Consider the following 20,099-nt stretch of genomic DNA (forward strand, 5'->3'; position numbering starts at 1 on the left):
CAAGGCATCGGCTCGCAGTCTCGGCCCATGCTCCCTGTACTCGTTCGGTAGTTCGCGTACTATGCTCTTTCAACGTCTATTCATTATTTTGTTCGATGTAATTAACCTATCACGATTCGTCAGTGCTGACAAGGTTATTGTAGCGCGATCCGATACATGAGAATACCGGCCGCGACGGCCGCGTTCAACGATTCGGCATCGCCGAGAACCGGGATATGGACACGGGTGTCACATAATTCGAGCACGTCTTGATGTACGCCTTGTGCCTCGTTGCCGATGACGAGCGCGACCTTCTCACTAAAATCGACTTGCTCGTACGATGTCGCTTTCGCGAGAGCCGTGCCGTAAATATGGAAGCCTTCGCTCTTCAATTCAGGCAACGTCTCAAGCAAATCGACCGAGCTCACGTTGACGTGGAACAAGGAACCTTGTGTCGCGCGCACGACTTTGGCATTGAACGGGTCGACCGTCCCTTTTCCGAGCAAAACCGTGTCGAAGCCGGCCGCGTCCGCCGTTCGAATCATCGTTCCGAGATTACCTGGGTCTTGGATTCGATCGAGGACGAGCACATGTTTCATCTTTCGTTCGACCGGGGCCATCTTGACGACAGCGAACACACCTTGCGTTTTCTCCGTCTCTGACAATAAGTCAGCCACATGGTCGGATAGTTCGAGGACAGGCATCTCATCAAGGCGCCATGATCCTTTCGGGGTATACGACTCCCCCATAATCAGTTGGACGAGACGTCCGGCACGGATGGCCTCGTCGACCAAATGCTCGCCTTCGACCAAAAATTGTCCGGACTCTTGTCTGCCTTTTTTCGTCATCAAACGCTTTAAGCGCTTAATCGTCTCACTTTTCGTAGACGTGATTTTCGTCATATTATCCCTCTTTCAACCATTGAACCGTTTCGTGGTCGAGTCGTTTCGTGAGCGCTACGACCAAATCGACGGCTGCTTCATAATCTGCTTTGTGAATGATTGAGACATTCGTATGCAAATAACGGACCGGTACCGTAAGTGCGACGGTCGGCATCCCGACACCTGCCAAATGGAAGCGGCCTGCGTCCGTTCCACCGCCCGGCGTCAAATCCAATTGGTACTTGATGTCGTTCTCTTTCGCCACTTCGACGATCAAATCGATGAGGCGCGGGTTCGTGATGGTCGTCGCATCGAAGAAGATGACTTGAACGCCTTCCCCGAGTTTCGACAATCCTTCTGCTGGTGTCATCCCTGGTGTATCTCCAGGAATACCCGTATCGACGGCGATGGCGACGTCCGGTTTGACCAAGTTGGCAGCCGTGACGGCACCGCGCAACCCGACTTCTTCTTGGACCGTCGCTCCAGTAAAGACAACACCCGGAACTTCGTCGTCTTTCAATCGTTTCGCCGCCTCGATGGCGATGGCACAACCGATTCGGTTATCCCACGCTTTGGCCATCAAGAAGTCTTCATTTTTCATGACCGTGAACTCACAGTGAGGGACGACCGTATCGCCCGGGCGAATGCCCCACTCCGCGACTTGATCTTTCGACGTCGCACCGATATCGAGGAACATGTCTTTAATCTCGACAGGTTTCTTGCGCGCCTCGAGCGGAAGCACGTGCGGCGGTTTCGCACCGATGACTCCAGGGATTTTTTCGCCTGAGCGTGTGACGACGTCCATGCGTTGCGCGAGCAATACTTGGTTCCACCAGCCACCGAGCGCTTGGAAACGTAAGAAGCCCCCTTCTTCGATTCGTGTCACCATGAAGCCGACTTCATCCATATGGCCGGCAATCATGACACGCGGTCCATCCGCGTTGCCCGTCACCCGTCCAAACAGACTGCCTAACCCGTCTTGTTCGAACGCTTCCACGTGAGGCTCCAAGTATTCGCGCATCAATGAGCGGACTTCTCCTTCATTTCCCGGGACACCGGTGGCATCCGTCAAGCGTTTCAGCATATGTAATGATTCGTTCATGGGACATCGCTCCTTCGTTTCGATTAGTAACCTTGATTTTGTCGCTCATGGTTCTTTTCATTTTTTGCCATATACGCCATCACCATCAACTCTTCGTTGATGCCGAGCGTATAGCCAAGTTCGAGATAAGCCGCCATCAGCGTCTCGTACATCGGTTCCGTCTTCGACAAACCAAAGTTCGTCACTTTGCGGAACACGTCTAAAAAAGCGTCAGTCGCATCAAGATACGAGCTACCTGCTGGGAACGAATCGCGTTCATACCCGAGGGCAAGACCGAGCGACAATAAGAAATGAATGCCGTCGACATACTCTTCTAAGATCACGTCTTGAGGCGACGGGCCCTTCGTTGACCAAAATTTAAAGCTACGGGTCTCATTGGCGAGTTCACCGAGTTCGACGAGCAAAGCGAGTAGCCGCTCATCAAATTGGTTCCCGGATAGTTGATGTTCTTCTTTGATCCGCTCATCTAATTCACGCTGCCGATCAAATAATGTTGTCCAGTTCACCGGTTGCTCCTCCTATTCTGCATTCAAAGCAGTACTAAAATCATTAAAGACCAGCCGACTGCCAAAATCAATACTTGTATTTGAACGCTTTTTGGGGCATGAACCGCCTTTTTCCGCGTCAAATGAAGCCCGAACAGAGCACCGATCGCACCGCCGGCATAAGCATATAAGACGTTAAAATCACCTTCGCCGAGCGTGTACCGTTTCGCCTGCAAATAGGTGTAGACGTTCAAGACGATGAGTGCCAACGCGACGATGGCCAAAACAGATGGATTCATAGTCCGCCCTCCTTATCTTAAGTTTAAGGAATTAATCAGAAAAAAGAAAGCGCCGAGATAAGGTCTCGGCGCTGTCGATTGAACGATTACGCGTTCAATTTTGATTTAGCTGTATCAGCAAGTGACGCGAATGCCTGTGCATCTGTCACAGCAAGCTCAGCAAGCATCTTACGGTTGATGTCGATTCCTGCAAGCTTGAGGCCGTGCATCATACGGCTGTATGAAAGACCGTTTGTGCGTGCTGCCGCATTGATACGTGTGATCCAAAGACGACGGAAATCACGTTTCTTTTGACGACGGTCACGGTAAGCGTACATGAGTGACTTCATGACTTGTTGTTTTGCTACTTTAAATAGAATGTGTTTCGAGCCAAAATAACCTTTGGCAAGCTTGATTTGCTTTTTACGACGTTGACGAGTCGTATAACCGCCTTTTACGCGTGGCATATGGTTTCCCTCCTAAATTCTTTCTGTATTACTTCGCGATCATGTTGCGAATGCGTTTGAAGTCTCCAGCTGAGACGATAGCACCTTTACGGAGCTTACGTTTCGCTTTAGTCGATTTGTTACCAAACAAGTGACTTGTGTAAGCGTGTGAACGCTTGAGTTTACCTGATGCAGTACGTTTGAAACGTTTAGAAGCACCACGGTGCGATTTCATTTTCGGCATGAGTATTTCCTCCCCACTATGACTCGATGATTAATCTTCTTTCTTCGGAGCCAGCACTAAGAACATGCTGCGTCCTTCCATCTTCGGCTTTTGCTCAACTGTTGCCAAGTCGGCACATTCCGCCGCCAATTTTTCCATGACGCGTCGGCCGATTTCCGAGTGTGTGATGGCGCGTCCGCGGAAACGGATTGACGCTTTCACTTTGTTACCATTTTCAAGGAATTTGCGAGCGTTACGCAATTTCGTTTGGAAATCGTTTTCCTCGATTGTCGGGCTGAGGCGCACTTCTTTCAATTGGATGACCTTTTGGTTTTTACGCGCTTCTTTCTCCTTTTTCTGGAGTTCGAAACGGTATTTTCCATAGTCCATGATTTTAGCGACCGGTGGGTTAGCTTTGTCGGCGACCAAGACGAGATCGAGTTCAGCCTCTTCTGCTAAACGTAATGCTTCATTACGCGATTGCACACCGAGTTGTGCACCGTCCGCTCCAATTAAGCGAACTTCACGGGCACGAATGTTTTCGTTGATAAAGAGCTCTTTGCTAATGGTTAGCACCTCCATCGTGCGGTTGCACGAGTTTTAGATTGATAAGACAACATGGCAATAAAAAAAGCGTCGGCAGTTTCCCGCCCACACATCATTTCGGAGACAGCAGAGACCAAGGCTCGACTGCTTCACGTACATGATGGACCTGACCGAATCTGTTCGGACGAGGTGAGAAGCGGGCGCTTCTGCTTTGTTGTATTTAATCACTATGTCATCTTAACACCAATAGGATTAAGATGTCAAGAATTCGCGCATGAATAATTGGTAGCTCACACTTTTATGATGATAACAGTCATTTCGCTGTTTCGCAATACCTTTTGCGAGGGAATAAAATAAAAAAGGAGGGATGGACCGTGTCTTGGAGAAAGCACGTGAAAGACGACCATGACTATCACGACCAAATCAAACACATCGTACAAGAGACGATGCGCCACCATGAGGTGAGTGATGCCAAGCTTGAAGCGGTGTTGACGGACTTATTAGAAGAAATGAACCGCATCACGTTGAAGATCGTCGACGACCATGAGTCCGCTCGCGACTATATCCATAAACGATGGTATTAAAAAAGGGCGCTCGCCCTTTTTTAATACCATCTGTCATGTGGTCAACATCAATCAATTCGTCAACGACTTGAAGAAATTGCTGAGCGCCTCGAACAAACGAGCGAAGAAGCCTTGGACTTCCTCGGTCTCGAGGAACGCCTGGACGTCTTGACCGGCCCCTTGTAGCCCGTTGCTAATCGCTCCCCAATCCAGATTCGCTTGTTGCATGTTCTCGAACAGCGTCGTCAATTGCGTCAACTGCGTATCGGACAATTGGACGTTGTTTTGATTCAACACTTGGATGACGATATCGCGAATCTCGATGTTCGTCTCCGGTGCCTTGTTCGCAATCTCAGCTTTAATCTCGTTCATGAGACCGGCTACGTCTTCTTGACCGACCGTCTTCCCGATTTCAGACGTGACGGCCAGTTCTTCCTGCGCCAAGTCTTTCCGCTCCTCGGACAATTGAATGCCTGTCTCGGCCGCCGTCTGATCGTACGCTTTCATAATGCCCGTGAGCGCCGACGTCCCGGTGACGCGAATCGGTGACGTGATATAAATGTCGGCATCGGTGACACCGGCGGTCACGAGTGCGTTCGCATACATATCTTCGGTGACCCATGTCACGTTTTCCGTTTTAATATCGAGACCTGTCCCGTCAGTCAGTTTGATGCGGGCTGATGAATACATGCCCCCGCCGCGCTGCGCTTGTGGGACGGCATCCCCTAAATATTTTTCTTCATCGGCCACGGTTGTGATAATCGGCTCAATCCCGGCCGGCGCCTCGACTCGTTCGAGCACCCAGTCTCGTTGGCTGGCCGATAATGATTCGCCGAGTGTGACGATTGTATCATCGACGATGGCTTCTGCGTTTACTTTTGGAATCATGCTTGTCGCGACGACTGAACCGATCGTGAGCGCCACTAATGGTTTCATATAATTCAAAATGAATCACTCCTTTCTTCTACCTTACGTCTCCATCCCTTGTTCCGCATCCGTCTTGAGACCGAAAAAAACGACCACCCTTCCGGTGAAGGATGGTCGACCGATTAACGTGAACGGTTCGCGATTTCGTCTGTGAGGGATGACAAGAAGGCATCGAGTGTGGCCGATACTTGTTCTTGCTGTCCGTAGCGACGGATGTTGACCGCACGCTCATCTCGTTCTTTATCACCGAGGACAAGTGTCATCGGGATTTTCTTCATCTGGGCTTCGCGGATCTTATAGCCGAGTTTTTCGTCACGGAGGTCCGTTTCGACACGGACGCCGCGCTTGACGAGCTCTGCCTTCACTTCTGCGACATATTCGTCGTGGACGTGCGAGACAGGGATCAATTTGACTTGGACCGGTGCGAGCCATGTCGGGAACGCCCCTTTATATTCTTCAATCAAGTAAGCGACGAAACGCTCCATCGTCGAGACGACACCACGGTGAAGGACAATCGGACGATGATCTTTGCCGTCTGGTCCTGTGTACGTCAAGTCGAACCGCTCAGGGAGCAAGAAGTCGAGTTGGACTGTCGACAATGTCTCTTCTTTGCCGAGCGCCGTGCGGACTTGGACGTCGAGTTTCGGTCCGTAGAACGCCGCTTCACCTTCCGCTTCGAAATAAGGGAGACCGAGCTCATCCATCGTCTCTTTCAATTGACGTTGGGCCGTTTCCCAAATCGCATCGTTGTCGAAGTACTTCTCTTTGTCGGCCGGGTCACGGTATGACAAGCGGAAACGATAATCTTTAATGCCAAAGTCGGCGTACACTTCTTGAATCAAGTGGACGATATCTTTGAACTCTTGCTTCATCTGCTCCGGTGTGACGAACGTATGCCCGTCGTTCAACACCATGTAACGGACGCGTTGGAGGCCTGTGAGCGCCCCTGACATCTCGTAACGGTGCATACCGCCGAGCTCAGCGATGCGAAGCGGGAGTTCGCGGTATGAGCGCGGCTCATGTTTATAGATCGTCATGTGGTGCGGACAGTTCATCGGACGAAGGACGAGTTCTTCGTTGTCCATCTCCATTTTCGGGAACATATCGTCTTGATAGTGATCCCAGTGACCCGATGTCTTATACAGGTCGACCGAACCGAGGACCGGTGTGTAGACGTGCTGATACCCGAGCTCGAGCTCTTTGTCGACGATATAACGTTCGACCGTACGACGGATCGAGGCACCTTTCGGGAGCCACATCGGCAAACCTTGGCCGACTTCTTGCGACACGAAGAAGAGATCGAGTTCTTTCCCGAGTTTGCGGTGATCGCGCTCTTTCGCTTCTTCCAATAGACGCAGGTGCTCCGCGAGTTGTTCTTTCGTCGCGAACGCCGTTCCGTAAATCCGCTGAAGCATTTTGTTGTCCGAGTCGCCGCGCCAGTAAGCACCGGCCACACTCATCAACTTGAACACTTTCAATTTCGATGTCGATGGGACGTGCGGTCCGCGGCACAAGTCGAAGAATTCGCCTTGATGGTAAATCGTGAGCGTCTCGCTCGCCGGGATATCTTCAATCAATTCGATTTTGAGTGGGTCCCCGAGCTGTTTGTAGCGCTCGAGCGCTTCGTCGCGCGAGACGACTTCGCGTGTGATGTCCAAGTTCTCGTCGACGATTCGTTTCATCATCTTCTCGATTTCTGGAAGGTCTTCCTCGTTGATGCGGCGATCCATCTCGATATCATAATAGAAACCGTTCTCGATTGTCGGTCCGATGCCGAGGTAGATGCTACCTTCTTCGCCGTACAACCGTTTGATGGCTTGGGCCATCAAGTGGGCTGACGAGTGGCGCATCAAATCGATGCCGTCTTCTGAGTCGGGCATGACGAGCTCGATTTTACCGTCGTGTTCAATCGGACGACGGTAATCGATCATCTCACCATCGATTTTGGCGGCGATTGCTTTTTTACGAAGTCCTGGACTGATTGAACCTGCTACTTCTTCTGCTGTGATGCCGGCCTCAAACTCTTTGACGGCCCCATCTGGAAATGTCAATTGAATCATGTGTCAACTTCCCCTCTCTACATTTAAAAGAAAATAAAAAAAGCCCATCCCTATGAAAGGGACGAGCTTTGATTCTCGTGGTACCACCCTCGTTCCCAAGCGATCCGCTTGGCTCGAACACACGATAACGAGTGTGAATCGCCGCACGATTGACCCGTACGGTGCTCTGAGGGAGTAAGGCGATCGGCGTGTTTAGGAAGCTCTCACCAGCCTTCCCTCGCTTTGAAACCCGTTACGATGTCTCATGTCCTCTTCAATGCATCGGTTATATGCTTATTAGTATAGTCAACTCGTTCCAGAAATACAATCCCTTTACCGCCGTCGATTCTCACCTTTTAACTCGATTTGCGTCGTCGTCGTCGAGATGCGTTGCATGAGCCGCTGCGCCTTCATTTTGTTCTGTGGCGAACCGTCGATCGAGAAATGGGTCTCGAGCTCTTCTCCGCTGAAGTTCGAGCTGTAAAGCGTCGGCAAGCGATGCATCATGCGATACTGCAAAATAATGCCGAACAGTTCATCCCGTACCCACGGACTGATCGCCTCGGCCCCGATGTCATCAATCAATAACACCGGCACGTGTTGGAATGACGTCAAAAACGAATCGAACGAGTCGGTCCGGATTTTCCGTTTCGCTTCCGAGACGAATCCCGGGGCGTGGACAAGGATCGTCTCGATGTCCGCCACTTTCAGCTCATTAGCGATCGCCGCGAGCAAGTACGTCTTCCCGACGCCGAAGCTGCCGTGAAGGTATAAACCGTTCACTTTTTGGCGGGTCTTCATGCCTGAGACGAACCGCATCGATTCACGGAGTGCGATTTTACGGGCATCATCGGACCAGTCGAACGATTCAAAGCTCGCCTCTCGCACTTCTTCCGGCAAGAATAGGCTCTTGAACTTCCGGTCCATCTCTTTTTGGCGCCGTGCTTGACGATGCTTCACCGTCTCTTCATAACGGATTGCGATTTGACCGAGGTCGACATAGAGCACTGGCTGATGGCCCGGGATGACGGCTTGCTCCTCGATGAGCTTCTTACCGTCCATCTGTTCCGCATATTCACTGAGCTTCGTAAAGCCGACCTCGACCGCCGTCTCGTCTAACTCCGGATGTGCCTTTAAAAAAGCGACGACTTCTGGATGTTCGAGGGTGCGCCGGCGAATCGATTCGTACGCTTCCCGCACTTCTTTCCGGTTCATCATTTGGGCGAGCGTTTGATTGATGCGTTCCATGTCCCTCATCCTTTCTCTTTCAATTCATTCAACAGCTTAACGAGTTCCGCGTCGTCTGGGACCGATGCCTCGAGCTCTTGTTTTCGTTTTTGATCGTACGTCCGTTGCTCTTTCGCCTCGTCTTCGAGCCATTTTGGCATCTCGGTCTTGTCTTTGCGTCTCGAGCCGACGGTCGTCCGCTGTTGCACATTCTCCCGTTTCTGCTGTTTCTTCTCGATGAGCGCATCTTGTGTCGCTTCTTGTTCCAACGCGTCTTTGGCGTTTAAATAGCCCGCCGTCTTCCAACTCGTCGCGATCCGCATGACATAGTTCTCACTGAGCCGCGTCTGCTTCTTCACTTCGATACAGTAATAGAACAATGCATTGATGACACTTGGCGCGAGCCCGAGCGTATCGACGAGATCGATAATGAGTTGCTCGTCACTCTTCGACAGTTGTGGCGTCTTCCGTAACGTCGACACGTATTGATGCGGATGCGCTTCTTCCATGACCGTCACGTCATGCAAATCACCAATTTCCGCCTTTTCGATTTCATCTGACTTTACTTTCCGATGCCGTGTCTGTTTCTTCTTCAACTGCAGCACCATCTGGCGGCAGCCGTCGCGCTTCTCTTGCTCGCTGAGCGGGAGATACGCCTCGTGGACGAAATACTCCTTCAACATCTCGGCCATCGTCTCTTCATCGATTTGGGAGACATAGGCGAGTTTCGTAATCGTCTCATCGAGCTTCTTCGTGAAGAAACCGACGGGGAAGTTCGTCAGTTTTTTGACGATTTCCATATCGAACGTATAGTTGATCTCGATTTTGGCGCGGTCAGGTTTCTCGTAGTTCTTTTGGGTGAACGCCATATGATTGACGCCTTTGACGTCGAACACTTCATTAAAGTCTTTCGTCACCTCGATAATCCCGGCCGGCAATGGATCGATCGTGAATCGTCCTTGCAACTGTTTAAAGCGAACTTCCCCGACTTTATAGAAGAGAAAACTCGACAACAGTCCGTCGTTCAAGAACGTATGGGGTGCGAGCGGGACACGCAGTTGATATACGTACTGGGTCAAACGCTCATCTTTCGTCTTATACGTCCGGACGAGACCGATCGCCTCGAGCCGGAACAGACAGTCCGTCAGCTCGTTAATCGAGTAATCGAGCATTTCACAGAGCGCGCTGTGCGACATATAATTCGATTTCATCTTCCCGGGCTTCAGCTCGCTCCAAAGCGTCTGATACATCGCAAGCGCCTTCACACCGATGACCGGCTGATATAAGTGGTACAACGACTGATACGACTCGCGATCGATGAGCCCAGTGCTCATAATCAACAGTTCGTCAGTCCCGTACAGGATTCGTTCTTTTTCCATGATAGGTCTCCCCTGAAAAAAGGCGACCAGCAGGCCGCCCCTCTAGTTGGTCGATTTTTCTTGCTTCATTAAATCTTCAAGTTCTTTAAAGAACACAGAGATATCTTTGAACTGGCGATAGACGGACGCGAAGCGGACGTAGGCCACTTCATCGACACGTGCCAATTCATTCATCACGAGCTCACCGACTTGCTCACTCGGGATCTCGGACTGACCGAGCGCGCGTAACTGTTGTTCGACTTTCGTGACCACGCCTTCGAGTTGCTCTAGCGTGACCGGTCGTTTTTCGCACGCCCGAATAATCCCGCGAAGTACTTTCTCCCGGCTGAACTCTTCCCGATTCCCGTCTTTTTTAACGATGATGAGCGGGGTCTGTTCGACCGTTTCAAACGTGGTGAAGCGATAGCCGCACTCCTCGCATTCGCGACGGCGACGAATCGAATAGAAATCTTGTACTGGTCGGGAGTCGAGCACTCTCGTTCCATTATGATCGCATTTAGGACAACGCATGCTCAGCCCTCCTTATCGTTCGACAGATTGATTCCCGATGGCGCGGAGCGGGAATTTCACTTGCAGCGCCTCATAATATGTGGTGACGATTTGACCAAGGTCCGGCCCGAGCATCTGATCCCGGTTCAACGTGAAGTCGACAGCCGTACGTCCGCCATCCACTTGAATGACTGTCGCCAGCGCGTCCCAGCCGTCGCCGTTAAACGCCACTTCGCCCCGGTCTGTATCGACACGGCGAACCGTTTGTCCTTGTGCCTCAATTCGTTCGCGGAGCCACGTGAGCACGGCGGTCGGCGATGCTGCCACGTAACGTGTGCGCAGCGCCTCATTTTTATGCGAATCGTCCGTCTGGACATGTGTTTGAAACTTATCCAATAATCCCATTATCCACCTCGACACCTTATTTATATAGGTTAAGCATATCAAAATTAAGCGGTTAACAAAACAATTAAAAGGGCTGACCGAAATTCGGCCAGCCTCAAAAGGTCAATCTGATTATTTGCTGATTGCAACTTGCGCTTCCGGAACACGAATCGGTCCCATTCCGCGATCAAGTTTCACGTCCTCACGAACTTTTGCTTCCAAGCCTTCCGCGATGTACTGCGAAGCTGTGGCCGGATCGATTCGGTCCCCACATGTGAACACATCGACTGATGCGTAGCCATGCTCTGGGAAACTGTGAATCGTTAAGTGTGATTCTGAGATGATAACGACTCCACTTACACCGTGTGGCGCAAATTTGTGGAAAGCGACTTCGCGGACTTCAGCGCCCGAACGAAGTGCTGCATCGACGAACAAGCGCTCGATGTAGTCGATATCGTTCAATTTGTCGGGATTGCACTCCCAAAGTTCTGTAATAATGTGACGTCCCATAGTATCCATATTAGTGGATCCCCCTTTACATCAATGGTCTCAAAGTAGTTGATGATCACTCACTTTGTGCCTGAATCGCCCACAACCACGGGGGCAAGTTAGTCCTAAGAGGTCCTAACCCTTTAAGTTGCGTTTGTCAGACCAATTGAAGTTCACGAGTTAGAGTGTATCGCGTTTGGGACGTCGATACAAGACATTTGTTTCAATTCTTTAAAAATATTTTTGTGTAAATATATTTTTTCAGACGTGGGTTTCTTGTTGTCCGATTTGTAAGTAGCTCGCGACCATGTCCAACAAGTCGACGACACGGCACGAATAGCCCCATTCGTTATCGTACCAAGCGAGTACTTTGACGTGATTGCCCCCGAGCACCATCGTCGAATCGGCATCGATAATCGATGAACGTTCATCCCCGTTGAAGTCGATGGAGACGAGCGGTTCGTTCGAGACACCGAGAATACCTGTCATCTCTCCATGTGCGGCACGCTCGAACGCCTGATTCACTTCATCTACCGTCACGTCACGGTGCAACTCGACGACGAGGTCGACGAGTGAGACGTTCGGTGTCGGTACGCGAAGTGCCATCCCGTTCAACTTCCCTTGCAATTCAGGCAAGACGAGTCCGATGGCTTTGGCAGCCCCAGTCGAAGTCGGTATAATGGAACTACCACAAGCGCGAGCGCGCCGTAGGTCTTTATGCGGATTGTCGATATTGTTTTGATCATTCGTATAGGCATGCACGGTCGTGACGAGCCCCGTCTCGATTCCGAACGTCGAGTCCAATACTTTAACGACCGGACCGAGGCAGTTCGTCGTGCACGAGGCGTTCGAAATGACGTGATCGTGCTCAGGTAAATAATCACGATCGTTTACCCCCATGACAATCGTCCGCAGCTCCCCTTTTCCTGGTGCCGTCAAAATAACTTTCTTCGCACCGGCCGTCAAATGTTTTTTCGCCCCGACATCTGAATTGAATTTACCAGTCGCCTCGATGACGATTTCAACCCCGAGCTCATTCCACGGCAACCGCTCCGGATCACGCTCGGAGACGAGCATGATTCGCTTCCCATCAACTTCAAGCGCATCCCCATGCGCCCGGACCGTGAGTGTGAACGGTCCGTGGACCGTGTCGTGCTTAATCAAGTGGGCGAGCGTCTCCGCCGGATAACTCGCATTGATGGCGACCACGTCGTGACGCCCTTCGAGCATCAATTTTCGGAACACCATTCTCCCGATTCGACCAAATCCATTGATTGCAACTTTCGTCCCCATGTAAAGTCCCCCTTTTTTCTGCGTTACGACACCATTATAACGGAAAAATGGAAGCGTTTTCACTATGAATCGTCACATTTCTTTCACTTTTTTACAGTTTCAGATTTGAAAAAGAGGGAAATTTGGTGAAGAGCTTGGAAAGGAGCTAGGACAGCATGTTCGATTGGACCGATTTAGACAAATTTATCATCTCGTTTTTCATCATTTTGCCGATAGTGACGATTATCCATCAATTCGGCCATTTCTTCTTCGCGAAACTATTTGGGGGTTCGCTCGATATGGAGATTGGGACCGGTAAGAAATTATTCAAAGTCGGGCGCCTGCAATTCAACCGTGTCTACTTCTATGACGCGTGGTGTCAGTTCAGCGACTTGAAATATAGTAACCGCTTGACCCGGAGTCTCGTCTACGCGGGCGGATCCATCTTCAACCTATCGAGCATTTTGATCGTGAACGCCTTCATTTTGATGCGTGAGATTGAACCGACGCTCTATACGTATCAATTCGCGTACTTCTCGTTTTATTACGTGTTCTTCTCGCTCTATCCGATTTATTATTCGAACGGTCATCCAAGTGACGGCCGAGCCATCTTCGATACATGGAAGAAAGGCCGACCGGACTCAGACCCATTGAACTGAACAAAAAAAGAAGGCGCTCAGTCGCCTTCTTTTTTCATGTCTTCAAATTGTTCGACGAGGCGGGCCACTTGGGCCGACAAATCGCCTAAGGCACCGTTGTTGTTGATTAAAAAATCAGCCTGTTGCTTCTTCTCTTCAATCGGCATTTGGGCATGGATGCGCGCGAGCGCTTCAGCTTTCGTCAAGCCGTTCCGCTCCATGAGGCGCATCAGCTGAATCTCCTCCCGACAATAGACGACGACCGTATAATCGACGAGGTCCCGCATCGTCCCTTCGAACAAGAGCGGGATGTCGAAGATGACGACCTTCTCGCCCGCCGCCTCATAGCCACGCATCTCCTCGAGCATCTCCTCGCGGATGGCCGGATGCATGAGTTGATTCAGCAATTGACGTTTGGCATCATCATGGAAAATCTCACGTCCGAGCGCCTGACGGTTCAATGCGTCGCCCGAGAAGCATTGTGGGAACGCCTCACGAACGGCCGCGAACGCCTTGCCTCCCGGCTCGATGACGATCCGCGCCATTTTATCGGCATCGATAATCGGGATTCCTTGTTTTCGAAACAGACGGGATACGGTCGACTTCCCTGTCGCAATTCCACCTGTCAAACCAATCTTCAACATCGTGTCCACCTCTTACTGTTGGCAGTGCGGACAGTAGTGCGTGCCCCGTCCGCCCAATTTCATCTTTTCAATCGGTCGGCCGCATCGTTTACACGGCTCACCGGTCTGACCATATACGTAGAGCGTCTCTTGATACGTTCCGCTCGCCCCATCCGGATTCGTGTAGCTTCGGATTGTGCTCCCGCCGCGCTCAATCGCTTCAGTCAACACGGCCACAGCTTCTTGATGCACCAAGCGCACCTCGTCAAGCGAGAGCGAGGCCGCCGGGCGCGTCGGATGGACCCCGGCCCGGAACAACGTCTCATCGACGTAAATGTTGCCGAGACCGACGAAAATCGACTGGTCGAGGAGTGCCGTCTTGATGGCACGGACATTCATCCGCTTCAAGCGGGTGTGGAGCGTCTCCGCCGTCACTCCCGAATCGAACGGTTCAAGTGCGAGTAGCGACAGCGGCGGTGTCACATACAACTCGTCATTCGTCTTCAGTTCCATCGTGCCGAACTTTCTGACATCATTGTAATGAAGCGTCGTCCCGTCCGTGAACGTGAAGACGACGTGCGTATGTTTGACCGGATTGACCATTTCGTCATGTGGGAAGAATTTCCCTTCCATTCGGAGATGCGAAACGAGATATCCGTTCGTCAATTTGAACAAAATAAATTTCCCCCGTCGCTCGACGTCTTGTATCGTCTCGTCGAGCAACTGTTGTTTCCAAATCTCCGGTTCGTGTCCCCGAATGATTTTCGCGTCGAGCACTTCGACATTTGCAATCGTTTTTCCGGAGACGAACGGTCGCAATCGGCGACAGACCGTCTCCACTTCTGGTAATTCAGGCATATTGATTTCCTTTCTCGCTCTTATTTCGTGTCGAACCACGTCTCACCAAACGAACCGTCCGCGCGGAGCGGGACATCCAAGGTGATTGTGTGCTCCATCGCTTGCTTGACGATTTTTTCGAGCGCTTCCGTCTCTGCTTTCGGTCCTTCGAAGATGAGTTCATCGTGGACTTGAAGCAATAGTTTCGAGCGTAAGCCCGATTCGCGGAGCGCCACATCGACGTCAATCATCGCTTTCTTGATAATATCGGCTGCCGTCCCTTGAATCGGCGTATTGATGGCCGTCCGTTCGGCGAAACCGCGCAAGTTGAAGTTGCGGGAATGGATGTCCGGGATATTGCGGCGGCGTTTCAACATCGTCTCGACGTAGCCGTGTTCCCGGGCCCGTTCGATGGCGGCATCCATGAATCGTTTCACTCCTGGGAACTGCTCGAAGTACGTATCGATGAACGTCTGCGCTTCTTTTCGGCTAATGCCGAGGTTTTGCGACAGCCCGTAATCACTAATGCCATAGATGATTCCGAAGTTGACCGCTTTCGCTTGGCGTCGCATGAGCGACGTCACTTCTTCTTTGGCGACCCGGAACACGTTGGCTGCCGTCGACGTATGGATATCCTCGTCATGCAGGAACGCCTCGAGCATCTTTTCATCCTGCGACATGTGGGCCATGATGCGGAGTTCGATTTGTGAGTAGTCGACCGCATAGAGCACCCAATCGGATTCGCTCGCCGTGAACGCCTTACGAATCCGGCGCCCTTCTTCCAAGCGAATCGGGATGTTTTGCAAGTTCGGGTTGACCGACGATAATCGTCCCGTCTGCGTCAACGTCTGCGTGTAACGGGTATGGATTTTCCCGTCGTCCTTGATGACTTTCTGTAACCCCTCGACGTACGTCGACTGCAACTTCCCAAGTTCGCGGTAATGCATGATATGTTCGACGATCGGGTGGAGTGGTGCAAGCTTCTCAAGCACGTCCGCCGCCGTCGAGTACCCCGTCTTTGTCTTCTTGACCGGCGGCAACGCCAGCTTCTCGAACAAGATGACGCCGAGTTGCTTCGGTGAATTGATATTGAACGCTTCACCGGCGAGACTGTGAATTTCGGTCTCGAGCTGAAGCAGGCGTTCGCGAAGATCGTCTTCCATCACCTTCAACGTCGCCACATCGACATGAATCCCGGCCCACTCCATCTCAGCGAGCACCGAGGCGAGCGGTCGTTCCAAATCCTCATACAGCGATGTCTGCTCGTTTTTGACGAGTTCGTTACTGACGTTGACGAACAACGTCAAGATGGCCATCGCCTTCTCCCCGAGGTGCTGGTCGAGGACGTTTTGATCCGGCACGTGCAGTTTGGCACCTTTTCCGTATACGGCCTCGTCTTCCGGCAACGCATATTCGAAATGGGCGGCAATCGAGTCGAGCGTCGTCCCGCCCGACAAGTTGAGCAAATAGCCGGCGACGAGCAAGTCCTCGTAGCCTCGGAGCGACACGCCGTGGCGTTTCAATTGAATGATTGTCTGTTTCGCATCGAGACAAATCGTGGCCCGGTTTTCATCCGCCAGCCATTCGCGGACAGCCGGCACGTCTAAGAGCGACACGTCACCGACGGTCACCCCGGCTTTTGAAGCGATGGCTACGCCAATGACCGATTCTTCGAAATAATCGTCGCGAAGTTGTTCGAGGAAGAGGACCGCTTCTGTCAAATCTTGCTCGTCAATCCCGATATGGTTCACATCACGCACTTCCACGGCTTCCTCGCTCGACGCGTCGAGACTCAGTTTCCCGAGAAGCGACTTGAACTGCAGGCTCATGAACAGCGGCTTCACTTTTCCAGCGTCATACGGATGGAACGTGAGCTCGTCCATGGTGACGTCAATCGGCACGTCGGTATAAATCGTCGCCAATTGTTTCGACATGAGCGCTTCCCGCTCGTTCGCCTCGACCTTCTCTTTTTGTTTCCCTTTCAGTTCATGCGTATGTTCATATAGGCCTTCCACAGAACCGTAAGCTGTGAGTAATTTGAGGGCCGTCTTTTCACCGACACCGGGGATACCCGGAATGTTGTCGGATTTATCGCCCATCAGACCTTTCAAATCAATCATTTGAAGCGGACTCAGTCCCTCATACCGCTCGTTGAACGCCGCTGCGTCCATCGTCTCGACATCAGTGATGCCGCGCTTCGTCAAATAGACGGTGACACGGTCGTCAATCAACTGCAGTAAATCCTTATCACCAGTGACGACCGTCACTTGGTCAAACTCAGTATTTTTTGAAAGCGTCCCGATGATGTCATCGGCCTCGTACTGGTCGAGTTCGAGCACTTTGATACCGAACGCCTCGCAAATCTCACGAACGATCGGGAATTGCTCTCGAAGCTCACCCGGTGTCTTTTGCCGTCCACCTTTATAGTCGGCATACGTGTCGTGGCGGAACGTCTTTTTCGACGCATCGAACGCGACCGCGAAATGTGTCGGCTGTTCGTCTTCCATCAGCTTCAATAACATCATCGTGAACCCGTACACGGCGTTCGTGTTCCGACCGCTCGCATCCGTCATCGGAGGCAACGCGAAAAAGGCACGATACGTGAGTGAGTTTCCGTCAAGGAGTAGTAGTTTATTCATTGGACAACCTCCATTCTATCTGGTTCCATCATATCATACGGGTACATGCGTTCGAAAAAAAAGACCCTTTTCTAGTTACTAGAAAAGGGTCGATCTTCCCGATCGAGTGGAGATGAGCACCAATCGGGACACGAGATGATGAAGAGGTCTCATCCATAGAGTAGCATCGCTTTGTAAAGCCGGTATGAATTCGCCATGAATTCCTTGTTAAGCACTCGGGAATTTGATGGTGAATGTCGTTCCTTCACCTTCGATGCTGTCGACTTGAATCGTCGCGTGATGGAGATCGACGATATGCTTGACGATAGCAAGACCAAGACCCGTCCCGCCGGAGTTTCGGCTCCGCGCCTTATCGACCCGGTAGAACCGTTCAAAGATTCGGCCCACTTCTTTCGGCGCGATGCCGATGCCGTTGTCTTTGACGATCAAATAAGAGCCGTCCGGTCTCTTCTCGACCGCAATCTCGACCTGGCTACCTTCCGGCGAGTAGTTAATCGCATTGGCGACGAGATTCAAGATGACTTGTTTGATTCGGTTCATGTCCGCCTGCAAGACGACTTCCCCATCATGACGCGACTCCAAGTGAATCGATTTCTGTTCCGCTTTTTGACTGAGCACGAGACAGACTTCCTCGACAAGCTGATTGAGTTGGACCGGGGTGAACTCCAAATGGAAGTCTTCCCGTTCGAGCCGCGACAGTTCGAGCAAGTCCTCGACGAGCATCTGCATGCGCGTCGCTTCCTTTTGAATGATATCCAAGAATTGATCGCGTAGTTCCGGCACTTCTTTCGCCCCGTCGAGCAGCGTCTCGCTGAAACCACGAATCGACGTGAGCGGCGTCTTCAGTTCATGACTGACGTTCGCGACGAAATCCTTGCGCATCTTCTCAAGTCGCTTCAACTCGCTGATGTCGTTAAAGAGAAGCGTCGTCCCGCGCAACATGCCTGTATCACTGAAAATCGGTGCGGCCGATACCATATACGTCTTTTGGTTGAAACCGGACCGAATCGATAGTTGTCGGCGATGCGGCTCCTCTGTCAAATAGACGTCTTCAATCAGCGTCTCAACGTCCGGGCTCGGCAAAATTCCATGATAAAACTGACCGATCATCAACTCATCATATTGGAACATGTCGCGATACGAGCGGTTGACGAGCGTCACGATGCCACGTTCGTCGACCAAAAGTAACCCTGCCCCCATATACTCGATGAGCGACTCAAGCCTTGCCCGTTGAACCGATTCCCCGAGTGAGATTGTCTCCAAGTTGCGGGCGAGCACGTTAATCGACCCGGCCAGGCTGCCCGTCTCCTCATCGTTTCGCAACTCGTAGACGCGGGCCCGATAGTTCCCGTCCGCCAGTTCCCGCAAGACGATGGTCGCCTCGTCGATCGGTCGGATGAATTGGTTCGTCAGGTTGTGTAACACGAAAAGGATTAAGAAGAACGAGAAAATCAAGGCTAGCGCGATGGTCAGCCAAATCCGGTCATACACCCCTTCCAAATCGGAGACATAACGGATAAAACTCAAATATACCGTGTCACCGGATGACAGTTCGATCGGCTTCGTGAACTGAATCAAGTCCTCGCGTGTCTCGTTGCCGAACGTCCCGCCTTCCGGAATCGACGAGGCATCCATCCGGAAATCAAAGGAACCGACCCGAAACGGTGTCCCGGCGATGACTTCCATCCGACGATTGAGGAGCAAGATATCGAAACTGCTCTCATCATCGATTTGACCGACGTAGTCTTGGATGTCCGCAAGGTCGCCTCCGTCTAAATAGAGCGCGGCCAACTCAGCGTCTTCTTTCAAGCGGTCGCGTTCAGAATCTAAATAGAAGTCTTTGAACAATTGACCGAGCACGATCCCGAGGGTCAATAAGACGCCCGTCACGAGCAGGATGAGCGTCGTCAAAAACCGCGAGCGGTACGTCTTCATTCGGGCATCGGCTCTTCCATCTTATAACCGAGGCCGCGAATCGTCTTGATATAGGTCGGTTTTTTTGTCACCGGTTCAATCTTCTCCCGGAGGTGGCTGATGTGAACGTCCACGATGCGCGTATCTCCGACGAAATCGTAATTCCATATCGCCGACAAGAGCTGGTCGCGCGTCAAAACGCGTCCTTTGTTCTTGGCTAAGTAGGCTAACAGTTCGAACTCTTTCGGTGTCAACTCGAGCCGTTCGCCGTTTTTGAACACTTCATAGTTCGACGCGATGATTTTCACGTCGCCAATCTCGATGACGTCCGTGTCTGTCGCCGGAGCTTCTTGTGGGGCCGAACGGCGCAGGATGGCTTTGACCCGGGCCACGACTTCTCGTGGGCTGAACGGCTTCGTCAAATAGTCATCGGCACCGAGTTCGAGGCCGAGTACTTTATCGAACTCATCGTCTTTCGCCGTCAACATGAGAATCGGTGTGTTCACTTTTTGTTGGCGGAGCCGTTTGCAAACTTCGAGACCGTCCATCTCAGGCAACATCAAATCGAGGACAATCAAAACGGCATCTTGTTTCTCGGCCAGTTCAAGTCCGGTCTTTCCATCGTGCGCCGTCTCGACTTCGAATCCGGCTTGTTCTAAATTAAACTTTAATAACGTCGCAATCGACACCTCGTCATCGACAACAATTACTTTATCAGCCACGCTTAGTTCCTCCTCTA

General features: G+C 51.6%; 22 protein-coding genes. 2 read left to right on the forward strand and 20 right to left on the reverse strand.

The genetic code is table 11. The features are described 5' to 3' along the window. Nucleotides 1-134: 134 nt before the first annotated feature. The 7 genes from KNP68_RS01650 to infC all read right to left on the reverse strand — a co-directional run bounded on the left by KNP68_RS01650 (nt 135) and on the right by infC (nt 3,976). Nucleotides 135-881 carry a TrmH family RNA methyltransferase gene (locus KNP68_RS01650; protein WP_214756534.1) on the reverse strand — a complete coding sequence of 249 codons (747 nt, stop codon included), beginning with the start codon at nt 879-881 and terminating at the stop codon, nt 135-137. Between the two features lies 1 nt (nt 882). Next, entirely contained in the window at nt 883-1,962 is a 1,080-nt protein-coding gene (locus tag KNP68_RS01655) for a M42 family metallopeptidase (protein WP_214798503.1), read from the reverse strand. 23 nt (nt 1,963-1,985) lie between these two features. After that, a complete protein-coding gene (locus KNP68_RS01660) occupies nt 1,986-2,468 on the reverse strand; it encodes a dUTP diphosphatase (protein ID WP_029595195.1) in 483 nt (160 codons plus the stop codon). A 23-nt stretch (nt 2,469-2,491) separates the two neighbouring features. Then, complete coding sequence (locus tag KNP68_RS01665) at nt 2,492-2,746, reverse strand: hypothetical protein (RefSeq protein ID WP_021065643.1); 255 nt, start codon at nt 2,744-2,746, stop codon at nt 2,492-2,494. 86 nt (nt 2,747-2,832) lie between these two features. After that, entirely contained in the window at nt 2,833-3,192 is a 360-nt protein-coding gene (gene rplT / locus KNP68_RS01670) for a 50S ribosomal protein L20 (RefSeq protein WP_021065642.1), read from the reverse strand. A gap of 28 nt (nt 3,193-3,220) precedes the next feature. Further along, the gene (rpmI, locus tag KNP68_RS01675) at nt 3,221-3,415 is read right to left on the reverse strand and encodes a 50S ribosomal protein L35 (protein WP_021065641.1); all 195 of its coding nucleotides are present in this window, start codon (nt 3,413-3,415) and stop codon (nt 3,221-3,223) included. Nucleotides 3,416-3,445: 30 nt separating this feature from the next. Next, nucleotides 3,446-3,976, reverse strand: a complete 531-nt coding sequence (infC, locus tag KNP68_RS01680) for a translation initiation factor IF-3 (RefSeq protein ID WP_021065640.1) — start codon at nt 3,974-3,976, stop codon at nt 3,446-3,448. 338 nt (nt 3,977-4,314) lie between these two features. On the opposite strand from infC, the gene KNP68_RS01685 reads away from it, so the two are divergent. Then, entirely contained in the window at nt 4,315-4,524 is a 210-nt protein-coding gene (locus KNP68_RS01685) for a hypothetical protein (RefSeq protein WP_029595194.1), read from the forward strand. Nucleotides 4,525-4,575: 51 nt separating this feature from the next. Here KNP68_RS01685 and KNP68_RS01690 read toward each other — a convergent pair whose 3' ends face one another. The 8 genes from KNP68_RS01690 to KNP68_RS01725 all read right to left on the reverse strand — a co-directional run bounded on the left by KNP68_RS01690 (nt 4,576) and on the right by KNP68_RS01725 (nt 12,730). Beyond that, nucleotides 4,576-5,439, reverse strand: a complete 864-nt coding sequence (locus tag KNP68_RS01690; protein ID WP_029595193.1) for a DUF1002 domain-containing protein — start codon at nt 5,437-5,439, stop codon at nt 4,576-4,578. 113 nt (nt 5,440-5,552) lie between these two features. Continuing rightward, nucleotides 5,553-7,490, reverse strand: a complete 1,938-nt coding sequence (gene thrS / locus KNP68_RS01695; protein ID WP_214798506.1) for a threonine--tRNA ligase — start codon at nt 7,488-7,490, stop codon at nt 5,553-5,555. Between the two features lie 312 nt (nt 7,491-7,802). Then, nucleotides 7,803-8,717, reverse strand: a complete 915-nt coding sequence (dnaI, locus tag KNP68_RS01700) for a primosomal protein DnaI (RefSeq protein ID WP_029595191.1) — start codon at nt 8,715-8,717, stop codon at nt 7,803-7,805. A 5-nt stretch (nt 8,718-8,722) separates the two neighbouring features. Then, the gene (locus KNP68_RS01705; RefSeq protein WP_029595190.1) at nt 8,723-10,075 is read right to left on the reverse strand and encodes a DnaD domain protein; all 1,353 of its coding nucleotides are present in this window, start codon (nt 10,073-10,075) and stop codon (nt 8,723-8,725) included. Nucleotides 10,076-10,117: 42 nt separating this feature from the next. Then, a complete protein-coding gene (nrdR, locus tag KNP68_RS01710; RefSeq protein ID WP_021065634.1) occupies nt 10,118-10,585 on the reverse strand; it encodes a transcriptional regulator NrdR in 468 nt (155 codons plus the stop codon). 12 nt (nt 10,586-10,597) lie between these two features. Beyond that, the gene (locus KNP68_RS01715) at nt 10,598-10,969 is read right to left on the reverse strand and encodes a hypothetical protein (protein ID WP_029595189.1); all 372 of its coding nucleotides are present in this window, start codon (nt 10,967-10,969) and stop codon (nt 10,598-10,600) included. 111 nt (nt 10,970-11,080) lie between these two features. Then, nucleotides 11,081-11,467, reverse strand: coding sequence for an adenosylmethionine decarboxylase (gene speD / locus KNP68_RS01720; protein ID WP_029595188.1), 387 nt, complete (start codon nt 11,465-11,467; stop codon nt 11,081-11,083). A gap of 231 nt (nt 11,468-11,698) precedes the next feature. Then, nucleotides 11,699-12,730 carry a glyceraldehyde-3-phosphate dehydrogenase gene (locus tag KNP68_RS01725; protein WP_058763986.1) on the reverse strand — a complete coding sequence of 344 codons (1,032 nt, stop codon included), beginning with the start codon at nt 12,728-12,730 and terminating at the stop codon, nt 11,699-11,701. Nucleotides 12,731-12,885: 155 nt separating this feature from the next. Between KNP68_RS01725 and KNP68_RS01730 the strand changes: the two genes are divergently transcribed. Next, nucleotides 12,886-13,368 carry a site-2 protease family protein gene (locus KNP68_RS01730; protein WP_029595186.1) on the forward strand — a complete coding sequence of 161 codons (483 nt, stop codon included), beginning with the start codon at nt 12,886-12,888 and terminating at the stop codon, nt 13,366-13,368. 17 nt (nt 13,369-13,385) lie between these two features. Here KNP68_RS01730 and coaE read toward each other — a convergent pair whose 3' ends face one another. From coaE to KNP68_RS01755, 5 genes are all read right to left on the reverse strand, one after another. Continuing rightward, nucleotides 13,386-13,991, reverse strand: coding sequence for a dephospho-CoA kinase (gene coaE / locus KNP68_RS01735; RefSeq protein WP_029595185.1), 606 nt, complete (start codon nt 13,989-13,991; stop codon nt 13,386-13,388). A gap of 12 nt (nt 13,992-14,003) precedes the next feature. Beyond that, a complete protein-coding gene (gene mutM / locus KNP68_RS01740) occupies nt 14,004-14,828 on the reverse strand; it encodes a DNA-formamidopyrimidine glycosylase (protein ID WP_029595184.1) in 825 nt (274 codons plus the stop codon). Between the two features lie 20 nt (nt 14,829-14,848). Then, nucleotides 14,849-17,446 carry a DNA polymerase I gene (gene polA / locus KNP68_RS01745; protein WP_214756538.1) on the reverse strand — a complete coding sequence of 866 codons (2,598 nt, stop codon included), beginning with the start codon at nt 17,444-17,446 and terminating at the stop codon, nt 14,849-14,851. A 207-nt stretch (nt 17,447-17,653) separates the two neighbouring features. Continuing rightward, on the reverse strand, nt 17,654-19,381 hold the full coding sequence (gene pnpS / locus KNP68_RS01750; RefSeq protein ID WP_214756539.1) for a two-component system histidine kinase PnpS: 1,728 nt from the start codon (nt 19,379-19,381) through the stop codon (nt 17,654-17,656). Further along, entirely contained in the window at nt 19,378-20,082 is a 705-nt protein-coding gene (locus KNP68_RS01755; RefSeq protein ID WP_021065626.1) for a response regulator transcription factor, read from the reverse strand. The genes pnpS and KNP68_RS01755 overlap by 4 nt, the downstream gene beginning before the upstream one ends. Between the last annotated feature and the right edge of the window lie 17 nt (nt 20,083-20,099).

It is taken from the genome of Exiguobacterium sp. s50, assembly GCF_018618175.1.
GTDB lineage: Bacteria > Bacillota > Bacilli > Exiguobacteriales > Exiguobacteriaceae > Exiguobacterium > Exiguobacterium chiriqhucha.

Excerpts from the sequence above, each read along its gene's own strand:
- KNP68_RS01650 (WP_214756534.1), bottom strand. The coding sequence starts at position 881 with ATGACGAAAATCACGTCTACGAAAAGTGAGACGATTAAGCGCTTAAAG.
- KNP68_RS01655 (WP_214798503.1), bottom strand. The coding sequence starts at position 1,962 with ATGAACGAATCATTACATATGCTGAAACGCTTGACGGATGCCACCGGT.
- KNP68_RS01665 (WP_021065643.1), bottom strand. The coding sequence starts at position 2,746 with ATGAATCCATCTGTTTTGGCCATCGTCGCGTTGGCACTCATCGTCTTG.
- rplT (WP_021065642.1), bottom strand. The coding sequence starts at position 3,192 with ATGCCACGCGTAAAAGGCGGTTATACGACTCGTCAACGTCGTAAAAAG.
- rpmI (WP_021065641.1), bottom strand. The coding sequence starts at position 3,415 with ATGCCGAAAATGAAATCGCACCGTGGTGCTTCTAAACGTTTCAAACGT.
- infC (WP_021065640.1), bottom strand. The coding sequence starts at position 3,976 with ATGGAGGTGCTAACCATTAGCAAAGAGCTCTTTATCAACGAAAACATT.
- KNP68_RS01690 (WP_029595193.1), bottom strand. The coding sequence starts at position 5,439 with ATGAAACCATTAGTGGCGCTCACGATCGGTTCAGTCGTCGCGACAAGC.
- thrS (WP_214798506.1), bottom strand. The coding sequence starts at position 7,490 with ATGATTCAATTGACATTTCCAGATGGGGCCGTCAAAGAGTTTGAGGCC.
- dnaI (WP_029595191.1), bottom strand. The coding sequence starts at position 8,717 with ATGGAACGCATCAATCAAACGCTCGCCCAAATGATGAACCGGAAAGAA.
- KNP68_RS01705 (WP_029595190.1), bottom strand. The coding sequence starts at position 10,075 with ATGGAAAAAGAACGAATCCTGTACGGGACTGACGAACTGTTGATTATG.
- nrdR (WP_021065634.1), bottom strand. The coding sequence starts at position 10,585 with ATGCGTTGTCCTAAATGCGATCATAATGGAACGAGAGTGCTCGACTCC.
- KNP68_RS01715 (WP_029595189.1), bottom strand. The coding sequence starts at position 10,969 with ATGGGATTATTGGATAAGTTTCAAACACATGTCCAGACGGACGATTCG.
- speD (WP_029595188.1), bottom strand. The coding sequence starts at position 11,467 with ATGGATACTATGGGACGTCACATTATTACAGAACTTTGGGAGTGCAAT.
- KNP68_RS01725 (WP_058763986.1), bottom strand. The coding sequence starts at position 12,730 with ATGGGGACGAAAGTTGCAATCAATGGATTTGGTCGAATCGGGAGAATG.
- KNP68_RS01730 (WP_029595186.1), top strand. The coding sequence starts at position 12,886 with ATGTTCGATTGGACCGATTTAGACAAATTTATCATCTCGTTTTTCATC.
- coaE (WP_029595185.1), bottom strand. The coding sequence starts at position 13,991 with ATGTTGAAGATTGGTTTGACAGGTGGAATTGCGACAGGGAAGTCGACC.
- mutM (WP_029595184.1), bottom strand. The coding sequence starts at position 14,828 with ATGCCTGAATTACCAGAAGTGGAGACGGTCTGTCGCCGATTGCGACCG.
- polA (WP_214756538.1), bottom strand. The coding sequence starts at position 17,446 with ATGAATAAACTACTACTCCTTGACGGAAACTCACTCACGTATCGTGCC.
- pnpS (WP_214756539.1), bottom strand. The coding sequence starts at position 19,381 with ATGAAGACGTACCGCTCGCGGTTTTTGACGACGCTCATCCTGCTCGTG.